Genomic DNA, 17548 nt, shown 5'->3' on the forward strand with positions numbered 1-17548 from the left:
TCATCTCCCAAATTAATCCTCAAAGGTTAGTACTAACTCCTCATCTTTTGAAATATAACTTCCTATTTCTTTATTCGAAGATACAAATTTTCCTTTACCTCCCGAAGTTTTATATTTATACCCCATTTTATTTACAACATCCATGGCTTGCTGGTATGTCATTTTCGAAAAATCAACAACTAATAATTTTTCATTTTTATCATCTGATAAAGTTAATTTAACTGTACTTCCCTCAACTAAATTCTTTTGAGGTTCTTCACTTTGTCCGGTAACCACTGATTTTGGAGAACTAGCTCCTTCTACACTGTAATTTAAAAATTGACCTTTTAAAACATCAGCAGCATATTCTAAAGTTAGCCCTCTAACATCTGGAACTTTAGTTTTTCTAACTATTCCATTTTCGTTGTTTGTTTTAGCTATTTGTTTATACTCAGCTATTTTTTCTGCTAGTTTTTTAGCTAATGGAGCACAAACACTAGTCCCACCTACATTTGCTTTGGGTTCATCAAATACAATTAAAATACTGTATTTTGGATTTTCAATAGGGAAAGCTATATAAAGTGAAGCAATAGTTTTTTTGTCATCATATTTACCATTTACTGCTTTTATTGTTGTCCCGGATTTTCCACCAATTCTTACATTATTAGAATAAACTTTTTTAACAATACCATCTGTTACACCATGCTCCATAAGTGCTCTCATTTTATCACTTGTTTCCTTTGAGATAATTTGATTTTTAACAATAGCTTCATTTTCTTTTATTTTAAGTTTATTATCTTTATCTTTTTCAACGTTTTTAATATCAATTTGAGGCTCTAATAAATTGCCTCCATTTACAACTGCATTTGCAGCCATAATCATTTGAATAGGAGTTACAGAAATACCATGTCCATAACTCATTGTTGCAAGTTCTGCAGCTCCTATATCGGATATAGATTTTGGAATTTGTCCATTGGATTCTCCCGGTAAATTTATTCCAGTTTTATTTCCAAAACCAAAACCATTTATATATCTATAAAATTTTTCTTTTCCCAAATGTCTAACCATTTGAACGAAAGCAGGGTTACAACTATTGTCTAAAGCATCAGTAAAAGTTTCCTTCCCATGTGGATTTTGCCAGTTAAAACATCTAAGAGTAACTCCTGGAATATCTCTTATAAATCCATTACAAAAGAAAGTTGAATCTAAAGTATCTGTCTTTTCTTCCAAAGATGAAGATGCTGTTATAAGTTTAAATACAGAACCAGGTTCGTAAGCATCACTTACAGCAGGATTTCTCCACATGGAAAATATTTTTTTCAACTTTTCTTTTTCATCTAAATTTTCGAATTCTTTAAGTGCATTGTCATCAAGAGGAACATTAGGATTATTAGTATCATATTTTGGAAAACTATCCATAGCAAGTATATCACCATTTGTAACATCTGAAACAATAACACTCATCTTAATTGGTTTTTCTTCATCATAATATTGCTTTGCATATTCTGAAACATACTTTTGAATAGTACTATCAATAGTTAAATATATATCTTTACCATTTTTTGCCTCAACAACATCCTCAACTGACTTATTAAGATTTTCTCTTATAACTCTTTTAGATCCATTTGTTCCTGAAAGAGAATCATTTAGATAATTTTCAATTCCACTTTGTCCTCCATTTTCATTTGCATGACCAACAACAAAAGGAGCTAAAGTTCCATCTATATAGTTTCTACTTTGTTCAATTTCAACACTGATTATAGAAGAATTTATCTCTTTAATTTCTTTGGCTAATTCGGGACTAATACTCTTTTTTATTTTAAAATTAGTTCCTCTATCAGCTCTGTCAAATATTTTTTTCTTATCAATTTCAAGAGCTGAAAAAATTTCATCTAGTTTTTTTTCTTCAGCCTCTTTGGCTTTTTGAGAATAAAGTTTAAATTTTTCATATTCTAGAACAGAAAAATATACTTCTTTATTGTTAGTAACACTTACTATAAGTGAATTTTTTGATTTAATAACAGCATTTTGTTCTTCTGTTATATCTTTTTTTATTAATAAATTGTTATATTGATCAGCTTTTTCAAAAATTTCTTCTTTATTCAACTGCAATATATCAAAAATTTTGTCTAACTTTTGTGTTTCAGCATCTTTAACCTTACCACTAGATTTTTTATAACGGTTATAATCAAGAGTAGAAAAATATCCATTATAAACACTAATACTCTTAGCTAGGATATTTCCGTTTCTATCAAAAATAGAACCCCTTTTTGCTTCAAGTGGTGTATAATTGACCGAATCTTTAAATTGTTCAACACTATATTTGTTTTTTGAATATAGCTGTAAATATGCCAGTTTAGCAACTATTACACTAAAAAGTATGATAAAAATAAAAAATAAAACAGCCGAACGAGAAGAGACTGTTTTATTTTTGATAGTATATTTCTTATTTTTCATTTAAACTCCCCTTGTCTAAGTTTAATAAATTAATCAATCTTATCCAAATATTTTACTTGTTCCTTTTTAGGAAAATCCATATTGTAATTAAGTCTTGCAATCCTTGCAATTCTATCTACAGATTTATAAGGCTCAAGTTTCATATAATTATCATCTCTTTCTGTTTCTAACGAGCGAATTTCAGAGTTTAGTGTATTTATCATTCTATTTTGTTGAGCAATATTTAGATATCCATATAAAATTACTACACTAAAAGTTAATGTAATAAAAGTAAATATAAAAAGTGTAATATTTTTATATAAACTGGATTCTCTGGTAATTCCGTAGGCTTTTTTTCTACTTTTTTCTGAAATTCTCTCGCCTGAAACATTCATATATTTTACTTGAGCCATACTCATATAAATCATCCTCCTAAATTTTTGAACAAACCCTCAATTTTGAACTTTTTGATCTTGGATTTTCATTCATTTCTTCTTTGGAAGGTACTAAAGGTTTCTTAGTTAAGATTTTTATTTTTGGTTTATTATTACAAACACAAACATATAATTCTTTCGGGCAAATACAACCTCTTGCCAACTCTTTAAACGAATCTTTAACAATCCTATCTTCCAAAGAATGAAAAGTTATAATACATAATCTACCATCTTCATTTAGTTTTTCTACAATGTCTGGAATCACCTTTTTAATAACTTCCAGTTCTCTATTAACCTCAATCCTTATAGCTTGGAAGACTCTCTTTGCAGGATGTCCCCCCTTAGCTCTAACCGATTTTGGAATAGCTCTTTCAATGATATCAACTAATTCAAAGGTAGTTTCTATCAACTTTTCCTTTCTATAATTAACAATAAATTCTAAAATTCTTTTTGTCCATTTTTCTTCGCCATAGTTATAAAAAATATATTCTAAATTCTCAGAACTATAATAATTTACAACATCAAAGGCACTTTTTTTAAGCTCCCTGTCCATTCTCATATCCAATGGAGCATCTATCATATAAGAAAAGCCTCTTTGACCATTATCTATTTGATATGAAGAAACACCGATATCTAATAAAACACCATCAACCTTATCAATTTCAAAGTAATCTAGTATTTCTTTAAAATTTTCAAAATTACTTTTATAAAATAAAACATTATCTGAAATTTTTAAAAGTCTCTCTTTGGCAACTGCCAAAGCTTCTTCATCCTGATCAACACAAATGAGTTTTCCATTTTTTATTCTTTTTAATATTTCTGTTGAATGGCCAGCACCACCAACAGTTAAATCAACATATATTCCGTTAGGTTTAATATCTAAATTATCTATTACTTCATCTAACATTATCGGTATATGATTAAATTCCATAAATAAATTCCTTAAAAATCAAGACCATCAAATATTTCAGACATAATAGCATCATCACTATATTCTGCTTCGCTGTATTTATCCCATTTTTCTTTGGACCAAATTTCAATTCTGTCAGAAACTCCAATAATCATTACATCTCTTTCAATTTCAGCAAATTCACGTAAATTTTTATTTACTAAAAATCTTCCTTGTTTATCTAAATCTGCATTCATTGCACAACTACAAAAAAATCTTGTAATTGAACGAACATCTTTTTTACTGAATCCTTTTGAGTTAAGTTGTTCCGTAAATTCAGCCCACTTTTTTTCTGTAAAGACAAATAAGCAACCTTCAAGTCCACGAGTTACTACAAAATTAGTTCCTAACTCATATCTAAATTTTGATGGCATAATCAATCTGCCTTTATCATCTAAAGTATGTGGAAAATCTCCAATAAACAATGCCATCACCTCCTAAAAAACTAACTCCATTTAACTCCATATTGAACCACATTTTTTATCACACTTATATTTTATACTATTTTTGCATATTTTGCAACCCTTTTTGTTAAAAAATTTTTTATTTATTTTTTTAATAAACTTGTAATTTTCAATGTTATTAAAAATAATTATAAAAAGTGGAGGGATTTTTTCAAAAAAACTTTAAAAATTTTAAAAAATTTAATATTTTTTATAAAAAAAACTACATAGATTAAATCCATGTAGTTAACATTTTTAAAATAAAAGTATTAAATTATAAATTTTTAAATATCTTTTCCATATTTTCTATTTAAAAAGAAAAGAATAGTCCCAACAAGCACACCTACAAGTGATAAAACTTGTGAAACTCTAAATCCTAAAAACATAAGGCTGTCCGTTCTCAAGCCTTCAACAAAAAATCTCACAATTCCATACAAAATTGCATAAAAGAGAATAATTTCTCCTTTTTTCTTTTGGTATTTTCTCATGTATATCATTAAAAATGTAAAAATCAATAAATTCCCAACAGATTCATATAAAAATGTTGGATGATATTTTTTTCCATCTATGATAACTGCCCAAGGCAATGTAGTTTCAGTTCCATGAGCTTCTTGATTTATAAAATTTCCCCATCTTCCAATTGCTTGACCAAGTATTAATCCTGGCGCACAAACATCTGCTAAATCTCTAAAATCAATTTTTTTATATTTACCAAAAAAGTAAACTACAATAACAGCTGCAATTACAGCACCGTATATTGCAAGTCCACCTTCTCTAATATTAATCATAGATAAAAAATTACCTTTATAATTTTCCCATTCAAATACTACATAGTATATTCTTGCTCCAATTACACTAATAGGTAAAGCAAAGAGCAAAAGGTTTGAAATTTCATCCTCTTCTATATTTCTAAGTTTGGAGTTTTTTGTTGCTACAAAAAGTCCAGCCATAATGCCAAAACAAATAATAATGGCATACCACATTATATCTATTCCAAATAGTCTAAAAGCAACCCTATCAATTTTTACTTCCATATTTCCTCCTAATTATATTCATAATCTTTAAATTTAAGAAAAATATAAATTAAAAAAATACATATCGTAGATAATACAAGTACATTTAAAAATAAAACAAAGAAAAATTTTTCCGGTAAAATTCTTATCATTAAGTCTGTTTTATAATCCAAAAGCCATAAATCATTATTAAAAAATAGTTTATGAAAATATATAAAACTTTCAGAAAAGAAAACAGAACATATTCCTAAAAAAGAAACTACAGATATATAAGTTATTAAAATATACTTTCTTATATACCTAAAGAATAAAAAGTCTTTTTTAAATAATTTATATATAACTACCAGCAAAGTAATTATAAACAAAGATGTATAAACTATTCTGTCAAGTTTAAATAGTTTATATACATCTTCCATATGAGAAATTTCTTTTTTATTAAAATGATTTTTTAAAACTTCTTTATTTCCACTTTTAATAAATTCAACCAGTGAATTACTCGCACATTCTATCCATTCTTTAGAAAGCCCTGACTCCTCTTCAATTTTATATTCATTGTGAAAATTATTATAGTAAGAAATATCCTTAGCCATAAAATCTATCGAATATAATAAAACAAATAAAATTATGCTTAGAGAAATCAAAAAAGCAAATATTTTTTTCATACTATTCTACATCTAAATCTTCTGGTATATCCCAATTATGATAAACATTTTGAACATCGTCATTATCTTCAAGTTGGTCTATCATCTTAACCATTTTCTTAATATTTTCAGGATTTGAAATCTGTGAATTATTACTTGGAACATATTCCAAATCACAAGCACTAAAAGTATATCCTTTTTCTTGAAGTGCATCTCTTAAAGTAATGAAGTCTGAAACTTCTGAATAAATAGTATAAACTTCTTCGTCAGATTCAAAATCACTAGCTCCGTTTTCTAAAGCAAAGTCCATTAAATCATCTTCCTCTGCTTGATCTCTTGAAATTACAATAACACCTTTTTTCTCAAACATAAATAAAACTGAACCATTTTGTCCTAAATTTCCACCATGTTTATCAAAAGCATGTCTTACATCTGCAGCAGTTCTATTTCTATTATCTGTTAAACATTCAACTACAACCGCAATCCCTTCAGGTCCATAACCTTCATAGATTATAGTTTCATAGTTACTGGAATCTCCATCTCCAGCACCTTTTTTTAATGCTCTTTCAATATTATCATTAGGCATGTTTTCAGCTTTAGCTTTTTCTATTGCAGTCTTTAAAGCAGGGTTATATTCAGGATCTGCTCCCCCCTCTTTAACTGCAACAATTATATAACGAGCAAGTTTTGTAAATATTTTTCCCCTTCTTGCATCTTCTTTTCCTTTTTTATGTTTAATCGTACTCCATTTATTATGTCCTGACATAATTACCTCCTAAATCCTTTGGCGAAATTTCTCTTATGTTCCGAAATTTTTACCATTCTTTTTATTTTTTCATCTATTTTTTTATCTAATTTTTCATTATTAATAAACTTTTCTAAATCATCATAAGAAAAGCCCATTTCATCTTCATCTGTTTGATTTTCAAAAAGTCCTGCACTTGGTGGTTTTTGAATTATTTTTTCGGGAACTTTCAAAAATCTTGCAAGTTCAAAAATTTCCTTCTTTGTAAAATCTATAAGTGGCATAAGATCAGAACCACTATCCCCATATTTAGTAAAATATCCAACAGTAAATTCTGATTTATTACTTGTTCCAACTACTAAATATCTTTTTAATTGTGCATAATAATACAAAGTTGTCATTCTAAGTCTTGGCTTAACATTCGCATAAGCCATTAAATTATCTCCCTTTTCCACAGAGTCTGCAAAAACAGAATATGTTTTAGACAAATCAACTTTTATTGCATTAAGTTTAAATTTATCAATAACCAATTTAGCATCTTTTTCATCTTCTTTGGAACTATTTATTGGCATCATTATAGCTAAAGATTCGTCATTAAAGGCAAGTTTTGAAAGTGCTGCAATAACAGCTGAATCAACTCCACCGCTAAGTCCATAGACTATCCCCTTACAATCAGCTTCCTTAACGGAATTTCTAAGCCATTCAACAAGTTTATCAACAACTTCTTTCATAATACACCTCCTTATAACTTTCGTTTTTAAAAACTATTTTACACTATTTTTAACTCAAAAAATTAGTAAATAGTGCAAAACTGTAACTATTATATCAAAAAATTCAAAAAAATTCTACAAAACAATCAAAAAAAGCTATGTTTTTACTCATAGCTTAAATTTTTTCTTGATATTCTCTGAAACTTTTATTTACATCTGCCAAATGAAAATTATGATGATTTTCTCTTTGGGATTCTGGAGGCAATTTCATATAATCTCCATATAAAACTCTTAAATATTCATCGTAATTTTCAGGAGCATTAGCTTTGATATTTTCGAAATCGACCTTTCTTCCTTTTCCTAATAAAGCTCTTTTGAAAGGAATTATATAAAAACTGTCAACCAAACATGCCACATATTCACAGTCCTCAAATTTAGGATTATCTTTTGGGATAGAATTTTTTGAAAGATCAATCTTTAATTTGTTAGGTATAGTTTCACTTAATTTATACACAAATTTCTTGCTAAAACCACTTAATGCATTTGAAAAAGCATTAGTATCTGCCTCTTCAAAAACAGGTTTTTCTTTAACTCTTAAATCCAAAACTTTATTTTGACCTTTAATATATCCATCAACAGGAAAAATATCAATAAATACTCCATGATTAATATCTACATCTAATACATGTTTTTCAAAAAGAGCTGTGTTACTATCACGAAGTTTTGCAAAATTTAATGCATATTTCGGGTCTGACTCCATCGTTTGAATAAAATAATTTTCAGGTAAATATTCACTACCCTCTTTTATAAATCTATCATAATCACCTCTTGGCATACATACATCTATATCATCATCCCAAGGAATAAAACCTTTATGTCTAATTGCACCAAGTAGAGTTCCATAGCTTATATAATAAGTCAAATTCATTTTTTCACAGCAAGAAATAAAATTTTTCAAAATTTCTAATTCTTTTTTCTTTAAAGCTTCAAAATCAATATCAAACTTACATTTTTTAAATTCACTTTTAATTTTCCAAGTATTTTTTGAATCAAATTTAAAAATCATTATTTTTCTTCCTTTGGTAATTGTAACATTATTATATAACCAACAACAAATAATGGAATTATACCAAGAATTGAATATCTTGGGTTATGTGTTACTGTAGTTATAAAACTCATAATAAATGGTCCTACTATAGCTGCAAACTTTCCAAATATATTATAGAATCCAAAAAATTCATTTGCATTTTCCTTCGGTATTATCTTTGCATAATAACTTCTACTCAATGCTTGAATTCCACCTTGAGCAGACGCTATAAATGTTGACAGTATAAAAACATGAACTAAATTACTCATAAAATAAGCAAACATTACAGAAACCATATATGTTATAATTCCTACTTTAATCATGGTTCTAGTTCCAAATTTTTCTGCTAATCTTCCATAAATGATAGCAAAAGGGAATGCTATTATTTGAACATAAATCAAAATTCCTAAAAGAAAAAGTATATCAAATTTTTCTGCATCTAAAACTGATTTAGCATAAGGTATTACCATCTTTATAATTGTATCTACTCCATCAATATAAAGGAAGTAAGAACATAAAAAGATAACAACAACTTTGTTCTTTTTAATATTATTTAATGTGTGAAGAATTGTTCCAAAACTTTCCTTAACAGGATTGGGAACAGGCTCTACCCCATATACTTGGTCAACATTTTTATACATTGGAATTGTAAGTACTAACCACCAAAGAGCTGTTATAGCAAAGCCAATTTGATAGCCTAAAGGCTTTTTCATTCCAAAAATCAAAACAGCTCCTAAACAAAACATAAAAGGTATTACACTTGCTATGTATCCATAGGCAAATCCTGCAGTACTAATTTTATCCATTCTATCATCATGTGTTACATCAACTAAAAATGCATCATAAAAGATATTTGATCCTGCAAAAGTTATACATCCTAAAATGTAAAAAAACATTAATAAAGGTAATCCGAATTCTCCTACATAAGATAAAAATAATGTTGAAAAAATTGCAAAAAGTGAAAAAATTGTAAATAATCTTTTCTTCATACCTTTAAAATCAGCTATTGTTCCAAGCACCGGACTAAGAACTGCAATAATAATGCTGGCAAATGAATTATAATATCCTAAATCCATCTCTTTTCCACCGACCATTCCAAAATAAACCGGGAACAATGCGGTAGTAATTGCCATAGAATAAGCAGAATTCGCACAATCATATAAAATCCAACTCAATTCTTTTTTCGAATAACCGAACATATATTTCCTCCAAATAATAAAATAGCAAAAAATAAATTTATCTATATTTTATTTCTAAAAATTTGCTTAAATTTCTAAAAAATTATCTTAAAATATTTATTCTCAATATTATAATAAAATAGATATCTAATCATATTTTTGCCAAAGCTATTATATCATATTTAAAAATCCTTGTCTATTATCTAAATTCAACAAATATTTAATAATATTCAAACAAAAAGAAGAAATCTTTTCAATTTCTTCCTTTAATAATTTCGATTCTATTTTTTAATTACTTTCACTGACTTAACAAATTTTGTAAAGTCTTTCTTTATTTTTTCTTGTAATTCTAATGGAGTATTTACTAAATCAATTTGAAATGTAAGCTCTAAAACTTCTTCGCCATCTTTAAATAAATATGAATGTTTTTCTACTTTATCTGTCTTTCCAAAAATCTGTGCATAATACATTTTATTATTAACATCTTTATACTCATAAGATTTTAAAGGTCCATACCATCTTGTCCATGTTTTTTTTATTTTCTTATTCAAAGTATTATAAAACAACTTTTCACATAATTTTTCTATGACAGAATTAATTACTCTTTCATATCCACTGTCTATCATAAATCCTATATAATTATTTTCATATTCTTCATGAATATATATTTGATAAGCATCTGTATGTCCATCTTCTATATCAATATATTCATCCGGTAGAAGATTATAACTAATTTTTGAATCGTCTGCAGTTTCAAAACCACCATTCTTAAAATTATTTTCATTAACCATAAGTAGCCAGTTTTTTATTTTATTTGTTTCATTATATAAAAATTCTTTTGGACATTCAAAGTAATAATTTTTATCTACTTTGTATCCTCCTGATTTTGTTGCTAACATTAATTTATGACACTTACAAATACCATCATCTACAATAATTTTTACAGATGAAAAATTTTTACTAAAACTTGAAAATGATTTAATCCCAGAAACAGTCCAATACTTAGGCAAAATTTCATTGTTATAAATTGGATTATTAAATGATTTTTCAATTGCCTTATACATATATTTTGATAAATTTTCTATTGAAACAGCAGGTGCCAATATTTCAACCTGATCCAAAGTAGTAGGTATATCAGTTTTTGCTTGCTTAGTATGAGACCCTATTATATATCCAAATTTTTCATTATAAAAAATTGTAATTCCACTCATTATATTAATTCCTTCCAACAAATATATAAAGCTCTTAAAAAACTATAAAATTACCTCTTCTTGAACAATCTTACTAAATTCTTCTATTTGTTCTTTCCAAATAGGACGCAACATTTCAACTTCATCTCCATAACCATTTTCTATAGCTATTTTTTCTCTTTCTTCCATAGTTTTTACATGCCCAATCTCCTCACTCTTTGAATTGTTAATAAATTCAATAAAGTCAGTAGCTACTTTAGTCTTCTTTCCTAGTAAATCATGATAATATAGATATATCTCACCATAATTATTTTCATCTAAACTGATTGAATAGTAGTCTCCTCCACTATTTGTTGCAATAGGAAATAATTTCTTTTTTGATAATCTTTCTATTACTCCATAATGTTCTAATTTTTCAAAACTATGAGTCCCATCAGTTTCTCCTAAACCATAAAATGCTGTAATATCATCTTTTTTTCTTCCAAATTTTACCTTTGTTTTATAAGTATCCCCCCCCATTATACTTATCTAAAAATTTAATATAACTCAAAGGTAATTTTATATTAAACTTTTTCTCTACTTGTTCTCCAACATTATTTACTGAATTAAATTTTGATATTAACATATAGCCTCCATTTTAAAAATTATTATCATTTGTGTCAATTCATTTTATTTTTAGAAACTACACTTGCTCCAGCATTTTTAATAAATTCTGTCTTTTCATAAAATTTATCTATTTTGTGAAACATACTTTTTCATCCTTTCATATATACTTTCTCTGTATGGGAGCCCTTCTGCATACTCAATAGGCGTATTATTGAATTTATCTTTATCTAAAAGATTCAAATTATCTTGAGATAAAAACAAATTGTATAATTCTTCCAATTCACTATCACTAAAATTATTCATTCTAATAATATACACAAATGCTACTTGTCCATATTTATCCTTATGGTTTATATCCACTCCTCTTTTTATCAGTTCCTTACATAGCATTGCTGTTTCTTCTATTATATGCAATCGAGCAGACAATAGAACCTGTAAAGCATTATATCCTTCACAATCTATCTCATTAACATTTGCTCCATTCTCAATCAAAAATTTACTTATCTTATATCTATCCTCAGGCTTTGTATTTGACAAAGCATCCAACAATATTTCATCAATTTTTATATCTTCACTTTTAAACTGTTCAAAAAACTCTTCTGCTGTTTTAAGCTTTGCTACTAATTCTATTACCATTTTATGACATCCCTTCTAGTAAATAATTAAATTACTTTCACCGATTCAACAAGTTCAATAAAGTCTTTTCTAATTTTTTCTTGTAAATCTAGTGGCGTATTTACTAAATCAATTTCAAATGTAAGCTCTAAAACTTCTTCGCCATCTTTAAATAAATATGAATGTTTTTCTACTTTATCTGTCTTTCCAAAAATCTGTGCATAATACATTTTATTATTAACATCTTTATACTCATAAGATTTTAAAGGTCCATACCATCTTGTCCATGTTTTTTTTATTTTCTTATTCAAAGTATTATAAAACAACTTTTCACATAATTTTTCTATGACAGAATTAATTACTCTTTCATATCCACTGTCTATCATAAATCCTATATAATTACTTTCATAATCTTCATGAATATATATTTGATAAGCATCTGTATGTCCATCTTCTATATCAATATATTCATCCGGTAAAAGTTTATAACTAATTTTTGAATCATCTGCAGTTTCAAATCCACCATATTTAAATTCATTTTCAAAATCTATATCCTTAGAATTTAATGCTAAATTACGTACAGTTTCTCCCAATACTTTCGGATTAATTGGTAATGTTAGTTCTACAGTATGATTTGGATTTTCACTTCCACTATAGCCTTTTCCAGCATAAACCCAAAGTCTAACCTCAATCTTGTCATCATATTTTGAAATACCTACTAATTTATATTTTTTACTAAATGTGTTGTAAGATTTTATTCCCGTTACTTTCCAAAAATCTTTTTTAGAGTTTTTACCTTTTGAATTATCTGAATATTCTAATTTAGTTAATATATCTTTTCCAAGTTCTATATTAGACATTGTAAGTGAATAAATTTCTTCTTGATATTGAGCTACCCAAAAACCAAATTCACTTCTTAAAAGCGGTATTATTAAAATATTTTCGCCCCAAAAAACTGATACTCTTCCTTCATCTGTCATTTTTTCTCCTCCAATTATTCTTTATCTTATAATATTTTAAACCTTTAAAAGTAATGGCTACTACTATAAATTAAAAAATTATTTTACAGAATTACCTCTTCTTGAACAATCTTACTAAATTCTTCTATTTGTTCTTTCCAAACGGGACGCAACATTTCAACTTCGTCTCCATAACCATTTTCTATAGCTATTTTTTCTCTTTCTTCCATTGTTTTTATGTGTCCAATTTCTTCACTCTTTATATTATTTATAAATTCGGTAAAGCTAGAAAACAACTTTTTCTTTTTTCCTAGTAAATCATGATATAATAAGTATATAGATCCATAATCTTCTGTTTTTAATGATAAACAATAGTAATCTCCCAGCATATTATCAGCGATTGGTAAAAATCCTTTTTCTAAATAGCCTTCTAAAACTCCCATTGATTTCATTGATTCAAAACTATAATCTTTATCTACATCTCCTGCTCCATTAAATCCACAAACATCTTCCCAATTTCTTCCAATTTTTACTTTTGATTTATATGTTCTCCCCCCATTATACTTGTCTAAAAATTTAGAATAATCTTCTGGTAATTTAATTTTTAAATCTTCTTCTAATATTTTTGATGCGTTTTGAATCACTTTATTTTTTGATATTAACATATAACCTCCCATTTAAAAATTTCCATTATGTAAATTTACTAAATATATTCTCATAAATTTTTCACTCAACATTTTCACTATTATATCATTATTATAAAAATAATACAAAAAGAGAAGAAATCGTGTGATTTCTTCTCAAAATTTTAAATATATTATAATCACTTTATGAAGATTTTATAACAGTAATAATATCATCAAAGTCTTTCTTTATATCATCAGATTTTTCTTCTAAATACAAATAATATGCTGAAATACCTCTATGAATGATAGCATTCATTGTAGGATGAAATTCTTTCCTAGTTGATTCGATTAAAAAATCAACCAATTCTGTAGCTACTTTTGTCTCATAATTTAACTTTTCAATAGCAATACGAATCATAATTGCTTTAACATCCAGTGCAGATACAGACTCTTCATAAGCTAATCCATTTAATACTCCAAAAATATATCCCGAAAGAATTTGTCTTTGCATTTCATCATTTAAATCTACTGTTATACTATTAACTATTTTATCAACCATTTTTAATGTTTTATCTACTTGTATTTCCATTGTTTCTCCTTATAACACTTTGTACTTTCCTCTTGAACGTCCACATGGAATATATCCAGACTGATATAATTCATATAACTCATTCAAAAAAACTGACTCTATATTTGCTTTTTCTTGCTTTAATGATAAGTAAATTGATAAAGTAACCATATCATATAATATTTTAGGAACCATAGATTTAGATATTTTTTTATTTTCAACCAAATTATATAATTTTTCTTCAACAAAAGCTCCAATTCTATTATTAGCATCTTCTGCTAAATTATTCCACTCTTTAAAAATATCTGGTTCATTTTTAAATAAATATACTGTAAAATCTCCTCGCTTTTCTAGAAAATAATTTCCCCAACTTATACTATTAATATTATTTTCAGCAGTTTCAATATCATTCAATAAAATAATTGGAATATTAGTACTTCTATTGTCCTTTAAAAATTCAATATTTTTTATTTTCTCAATAACATTATCTCTTATTTTCATTTAATCCACCTTTCCATAATAGAATATTTAATTTACAAAAAATTATTTTTATAAAGACTTAAATTTAATATTCATTTTGAATAAAGCCTATAAGAAATAATTACCTTTCACTAATGATATATTTTCACCGATTCAGCAAGTTCAATAAAATCTTTTCTAATCATTTCTTGTAAATCTAATGGAGTGTCAACTAAATCAATTTGAAATGTAAGCTCTAAAAAATTTTCTCCATCTTTAAACAAATAAGAATGTCTTTCTATTTTATTTGTTTTTCCAATAATCTGTACATAATATGCTTTGTTTTTAATCTCTTTATACTCATAAGATTTTAAAGCACCATACCATCTTGTCCATATTTTTTTTATTTTTTCACTTAAAGAATCACGAAACAACTTTCCCCATAATTTTTTTACGCTAGTATTTGATTGGTTTTCATATCCTTCATCTATCATAAATCCTATATAGTTATTTTCATATTCTTCATGAACGTATACTTGATAAGCATCTGTATGTGCATCACCTTTATCAATATAATTAGAAAAATCTAGAACTTTATACTCAACTCTTGAATCATTTAAAGTTTCTAAAGAACAAATTTCTGTTTCTTCTAATCTTACTTCAAGAAGTTTTTTTATTCCGTCCTCAATCTCCTTAGCAGTAGCATTTAATGGTAATTCTATACTTTCTATATTACTATCAGGAATATATCCACCTCTATCTTTTTTCCAACGTGTTATTTGATAGAAGTTATTAAATTTTAGAATATTGACCAAATCGTGATTTTTTGAAAAAGAACCAAATGTTTTAAACCCAAGAGTCTCCCAATAATTTTCATTACTATAACTTAATATCCCTTTTCCTGATTTATCTAAAGCAGATAATACGCTCAATCCTAATCCATATTCTTCATTTTCTATCGGATGAATATCAGTTGAATTTTGTGTTATCCATCTGTTATCAATATTTACTTTATGAAAAATTATATAATTTTTATTTTTAAATACTGATACAGTCGCATATATTTTCATTTTATATTCCTCCTAATCTATTCCAACTATAATATTAAGATATATATCTTTACTTTCAGCATAATCCAACGCCGAATTTATAGCTTTAATTTGTGAATCACTTAGTTTAATATTTGGAACAATCATATGTAATACTTTACGTTGTATTTGTTCAGGAAATATTTCTATATCTCCCAAAAATTTCCCGTTAAAATTATATAATTCATCAATATATTTTTTAATAAGTTTCTCTAAAATTTCCTCATTTTTGTAATATTTTATATTTAAATCTATACTTTTTAAACTACCGGCTATTTCTTCATCGTAATCAAATTCATGAATTACCGGTTCTTTTAGATGAACAATATTCTCCATATTTTTTTATCTCCTTATCCTGTTTTATTTAATCTTACTCAATATTAGTTTTTAAATATATCCTAAATTAAAAAATAACTATTTTTTGAAAAGAGTTTTTCAAACTAAAATATATTAACCTTATATTTACACTATTTCAATTTCAAATATCTAAATCCAACAAAAGTCATTAGATACTTTTAAGTTCAACATCTACTTGTTCTTTTTTCCCTTCTTCTAACGCTTCTCTTATTATCTCAAAAAGATTATATCCATCACTAGTCCAAAAGTACTCTGATAGATTATGAATATCAGAACTGATATTATCTCGCCAAGGCGGTGATAATTTGAGATTATCTATATCCCAAACTACTTTATTAGTACCAAGCTTTTTAAATAATAATTCAATTTCATTTAATTCCCGAATTGCAGAATCAATATTCTCATGCTTTAATTTCCCTTGATATAATTCTTTCATCAATGTTGGAAACCTACTTCCCCAATTTGAATTTTCAAGATTAACACAAATTGTTGAAAAAAACGAATGAAGAAAATCAGGACTGCCAATTGAATACCATAAAAAATCTATTTTAAGTCCAACTGCCATAATATCCTCCTTTTTATTAAAATTTTTATTTTTTAACTTTTATTTATAATCCAAGTCAATTTCTTTTTCTGTTATATTGTCAAAAAATTTAATTTTCCCATCTATTTTTACCAATTGTAAATCAGTTCCAACCGGTAAAGTATAGATTGTTATTATTGCTGGTTCTATTTCTGCTACTGTATTAAAATCACAAACCACCATATTTTTTGGATTATTTACAAACTCATCTGTATCTATATTTGAAAAAAAATCTCCATCCTGTATCTGATGGATGAGCCCCTTTTTCTCTTAAAATCCAAGTTAAATAACCTTTACCTTCTAAAATATTTTTAGAAACTATACATGCTCCCGCATTTTTGATAAATTCTGTCTTTTCATGAAATTTATCTATTTTGTGAAACATACTTTTCCATCCTTTCATATATACCTTCTCTGTATGGGAGCCCTTCAGCATACTCAATAGGCGTATTATTGAATTTATCTTTATCTAAAAGATTCAAATTATCTTGAGATAAAAACACATCATACAATTCTTCCAATTCACTATCACTAAAGTTATTCATTCTAATAATATAAACAAATGCTACTTGTCCATATTTATCCTTATGATTTATATCCACTCCTCTTTTTATTAGTTCCTTACATAGTATTGCAGTTTCTTCTATTACATGATTTCTTCTGTCTAATAATACCTGTAAAGCATTATATCCTTCACAATCTACCTCATTAACATTTGCTCCATTCTCAATTAAAAACTTGCTTATCTTATATCTATCCTCAGGCTTTGAATTTGATAAAGCATCCAACAATATTTCTTCTATTTTTATATCTTCACTTTTAAACTGTTCAAAAAACTCTTCTGCTGTTTTAAGTTTTGCTACCAATTCTATTACCATTTTA

The 17548-nt window shown here is 26.7% G+C and carries 24 protein-coding genes; all 24 read right to left on the reverse strand.

The genetic code is table 11. From position 1 onward, the window contains the following. Positions 1-12: 12 nt before the first annotated feature. The gene (locus VJI95_RS03180) at positions 13-2436 is read right to left on the reverse strand and encodes a penicillin-binding transpeptidase domain-containing protein (protein WP_324010225.1); all 2424 of its coding nucleotides are present in this window, start codon (positions 2434-2436) and stop codon (positions 13-15) included. A gap of 29 nt (positions 2437-2465) precedes the next feature. Next, positions 2466-2834: a septum formation initiator family protein gene (locus VJI95_RS03185; protein ID WP_324010226.1), complete on the reverse strand. Its 369-nt coding sequence runs from the start codon at positions 2832-2834 to the stop codon at positions 2466-2468. A gap of 13 nt (positions 2835-2847) precedes the next feature. Beyond that, positions 2848-3780 (reverse strand): 16S rRNA (cytosine(1402)-N(4))-methyltransferase RsmH, encoded by a 933-nt coding sequence (gene rsmH, locus VJI95_RS03190; RefSeq protein ID WP_324010227.1) that lies wholly within the window; start codon positions 3778-3780, stop codon positions 2848-2850. Between the two features lie 11 nt (positions 3781-3791). Further along, a complete protein-coding gene (mraZ, locus tag VJI95_RS03195) occupies positions 3792-4229 on the reverse strand; it encodes a division/cell wall cluster transcriptional repressor MraZ (protein WP_416384091.1) in 438 nt (145 codons plus the stop codon). Between the two features lie 296 nt (positions 4230-4525). Then, positions 4526-5275 carry a prolipoprotein diacylglyceryl transferase gene (lgt, locus tag VJI95_RS03200; protein WP_324010228.1) on the reverse strand — a complete coding sequence of 250 codons (750 nt, stop codon included), beginning with the start codon at positions 5273-5275 and terminating at the stop codon, positions 4526-4528. Between the two features lie 8 nt (positions 5276-5283). Next, positions 5284-5916, reverse strand: coding sequence for a TIGR01906 family membrane protein (locus VJI95_RS03205; RefSeq protein WP_323999827.1), 633 nt, complete (start codon positions 5914-5916; stop codon positions 5284-5286). A 1-nt stretch (position 5917) separates the two neighbouring features. Next, positions 5918-6661, reverse strand: coding sequence for a YebC/PmpR family DNA-binding transcriptional regulator (locus VJI95_RS03210; RefSeq protein ID WP_323999828.1), 744 nt, complete (start codon positions 6659-6661; stop codon positions 5918-5920). A gap of 2 nt (positions 6662-6663) precedes the next feature. Beyond that, on the reverse strand, positions 6664-7371 hold the full coding sequence (gene nadE, locus VJI95_RS03215) for an NAD(+) synthase (RefSeq protein ID WP_324010229.1): 708 nt from the start codon (positions 7369-7371) through the stop codon (positions 6664-6666). A 154-nt stretch (positions 7372-7525) separates the two neighbouring features. Further along, positions 7526-8416 carry a LicD family protein gene (locus tag VJI95_RS03220; protein WP_324010230.1) on the reverse strand — a complete coding sequence of 297 codons (891 nt, stop codon included), beginning with the start codon at positions 8414-8416 and terminating at the stop codon, positions 7526-7528. Further along, positions 8416-9636: an MFS transporter gene (locus tag VJI95_RS03225; RefSeq protein ID WP_324010231.1), complete on the reverse strand. Its 1221-nt coding sequence runs from the start codon at positions 9634-9636 to the stop codon at positions 8416-8418. Before VJI95_RS03225 ends, VJI95_RS03220 begins: the two co-directional genes overlap by 1 nt. A 260-nt stretch (positions 9637-9896) precedes the next feature. Then, on the reverse strand, positions 9897-10826 hold the full coding sequence (locus tag VJI95_RS03230; RefSeq protein WP_324010232.1) for a hypothetical protein: 930 nt from the start codon (positions 10824-10826) through the stop codon (positions 9897-9899). A 42-nt stretch (positions 10827-10868) separates the two neighbouring features. After that, positions 10869-11324 (reverse strand): SMI1/KNR4 family protein, encoded by a 456-nt coding sequence (locus VJI95_RS03235; protein ID WP_324010233.1) that lies wholly within the window; start codon positions 11322-11324, stop codon positions 10869-10871. Next, a complete protein-coding gene (locus VJI95_RS03240) occupies positions 11305-11430 on the reverse strand; it encodes an SMI1/KNR4 family protein (RefSeq protein WP_324010234.1) in 126 nt (41 codons plus the stop codon). Before VJI95_RS03240 ends, VJI95_RS03235 begins: the two co-directional genes overlap by 20 nt. Before the next feature lie 104 nt (positions 11431-11534). Then, positions 11535-12047: a hypothetical protein gene (locus tag VJI95_RS03245; protein ID WP_323999834.1), complete on the reverse strand. Its 513-nt coding sequence runs from the start codon at positions 12045-12047 to the stop codon at positions 11535-11537. 26 nt (positions 12048-12073) lie between these two features. Then, complete coding sequence (locus tag VJI95_RS03250) at positions 12074-13006, reverse strand: hypothetical protein (protein ID WP_324010235.1); 933 nt, start codon at positions 13004-13006, stop codon at positions 12074-12076. A gap of 83 nt (positions 13007-13089) precedes the next feature. Further along, complete coding sequence (locus tag VJI95_RS03255) at positions 13090-13650, reverse strand: SMI1/KNR4 family protein (protein WP_324010236.1); 561 nt, start codon at positions 13648-13650, stop codon at positions 13090-13092. A gap of 163 nt (positions 13651-13813) precedes the next feature. Next, on the reverse strand, positions 13814-14200 hold the full coding sequence (gene imm48, locus VJI95_RS03260) for an Imm48 family immunity protein (protein WP_324000154.1): 387 nt from the start codon (positions 14198-14200) through the stop codon (positions 13814-13816). 9 nt (positions 14201-14209) lie between these two features. Further along, a complete protein-coding gene (locus tag VJI95_RS03265; protein WP_324010237.1) occupies positions 14210-14680 on the reverse strand; it encodes a hypothetical protein in 471 nt (156 codons plus the stop codon). Positions 14681-14790: 110 nt separating this feature from the next. Continuing rightward, positions 14791-15708, reverse strand: coding sequence for a hypothetical protein (locus tag VJI95_RS03270; protein WP_324010238.1), 918 nt, complete (start codon positions 15706-15708; stop codon positions 14791-14793). 12 nt (positions 15709-15720) lie between these two features. After that, entirely contained in the window at positions 15721-16062 is a 342-nt protein-coding gene (locus VJI95_RS03275; RefSeq protein ID WP_324010239.1) for a hypothetical protein, read from the reverse strand. Positions 16063-16231: 169 nt separating this feature from the next. Then, complete coding sequence (locus VJI95_RS03280; RefSeq protein WP_324010240.1) at positions 16232-16648, reverse strand: immunity 70 family protein; 417 nt, start codon at positions 16646-16648, stop codon at positions 16232-16234. A gap of 39 nt (positions 16649-16687) precedes the next feature. Continuing rightward, positions 16688-16849, reverse strand: coding sequence for a hypothetical protein (locus VJI95_RS03285; RefSeq protein WP_324010241.1), 162 nt, complete (start codon positions 16847-16849; stop codon positions 16688-16690). 22 nt (positions 16850-16871) lie between these two features. Then, positions 16872-17051: an immunity protein Imm33 domain-containing protein gene (locus VJI95_RS03290; protein ID WP_324010242.1), complete on the reverse strand. Its 180-nt coding sequence runs from the start codon at positions 17049-17051 to the stop codon at positions 16872-16874. After that, complete coding sequence (locus VJI95_RS03295; protein WP_324010243.1) at positions 17032-17544, reverse strand: hypothetical protein; 513 nt, start codon at positions 17542-17544, stop codon at positions 17032-17034. The genes VJI95_RS03290 and VJI95_RS03295 overlap by 20 nt, the downstream gene beginning before the upstream one ends. Positions 17545-17548: the final 4 nt, after the last annotated feature.

Origin of the sequence: Parvimonas sp. C2 (genome assembly GCF_035282405.1) — a bacterium.
In the GTDB taxonomy this organism is placed as follows: Bacteria; Bacillota; Clostridia; order Tissierellales; family Peptoniphilaceae; genus Parvimonas.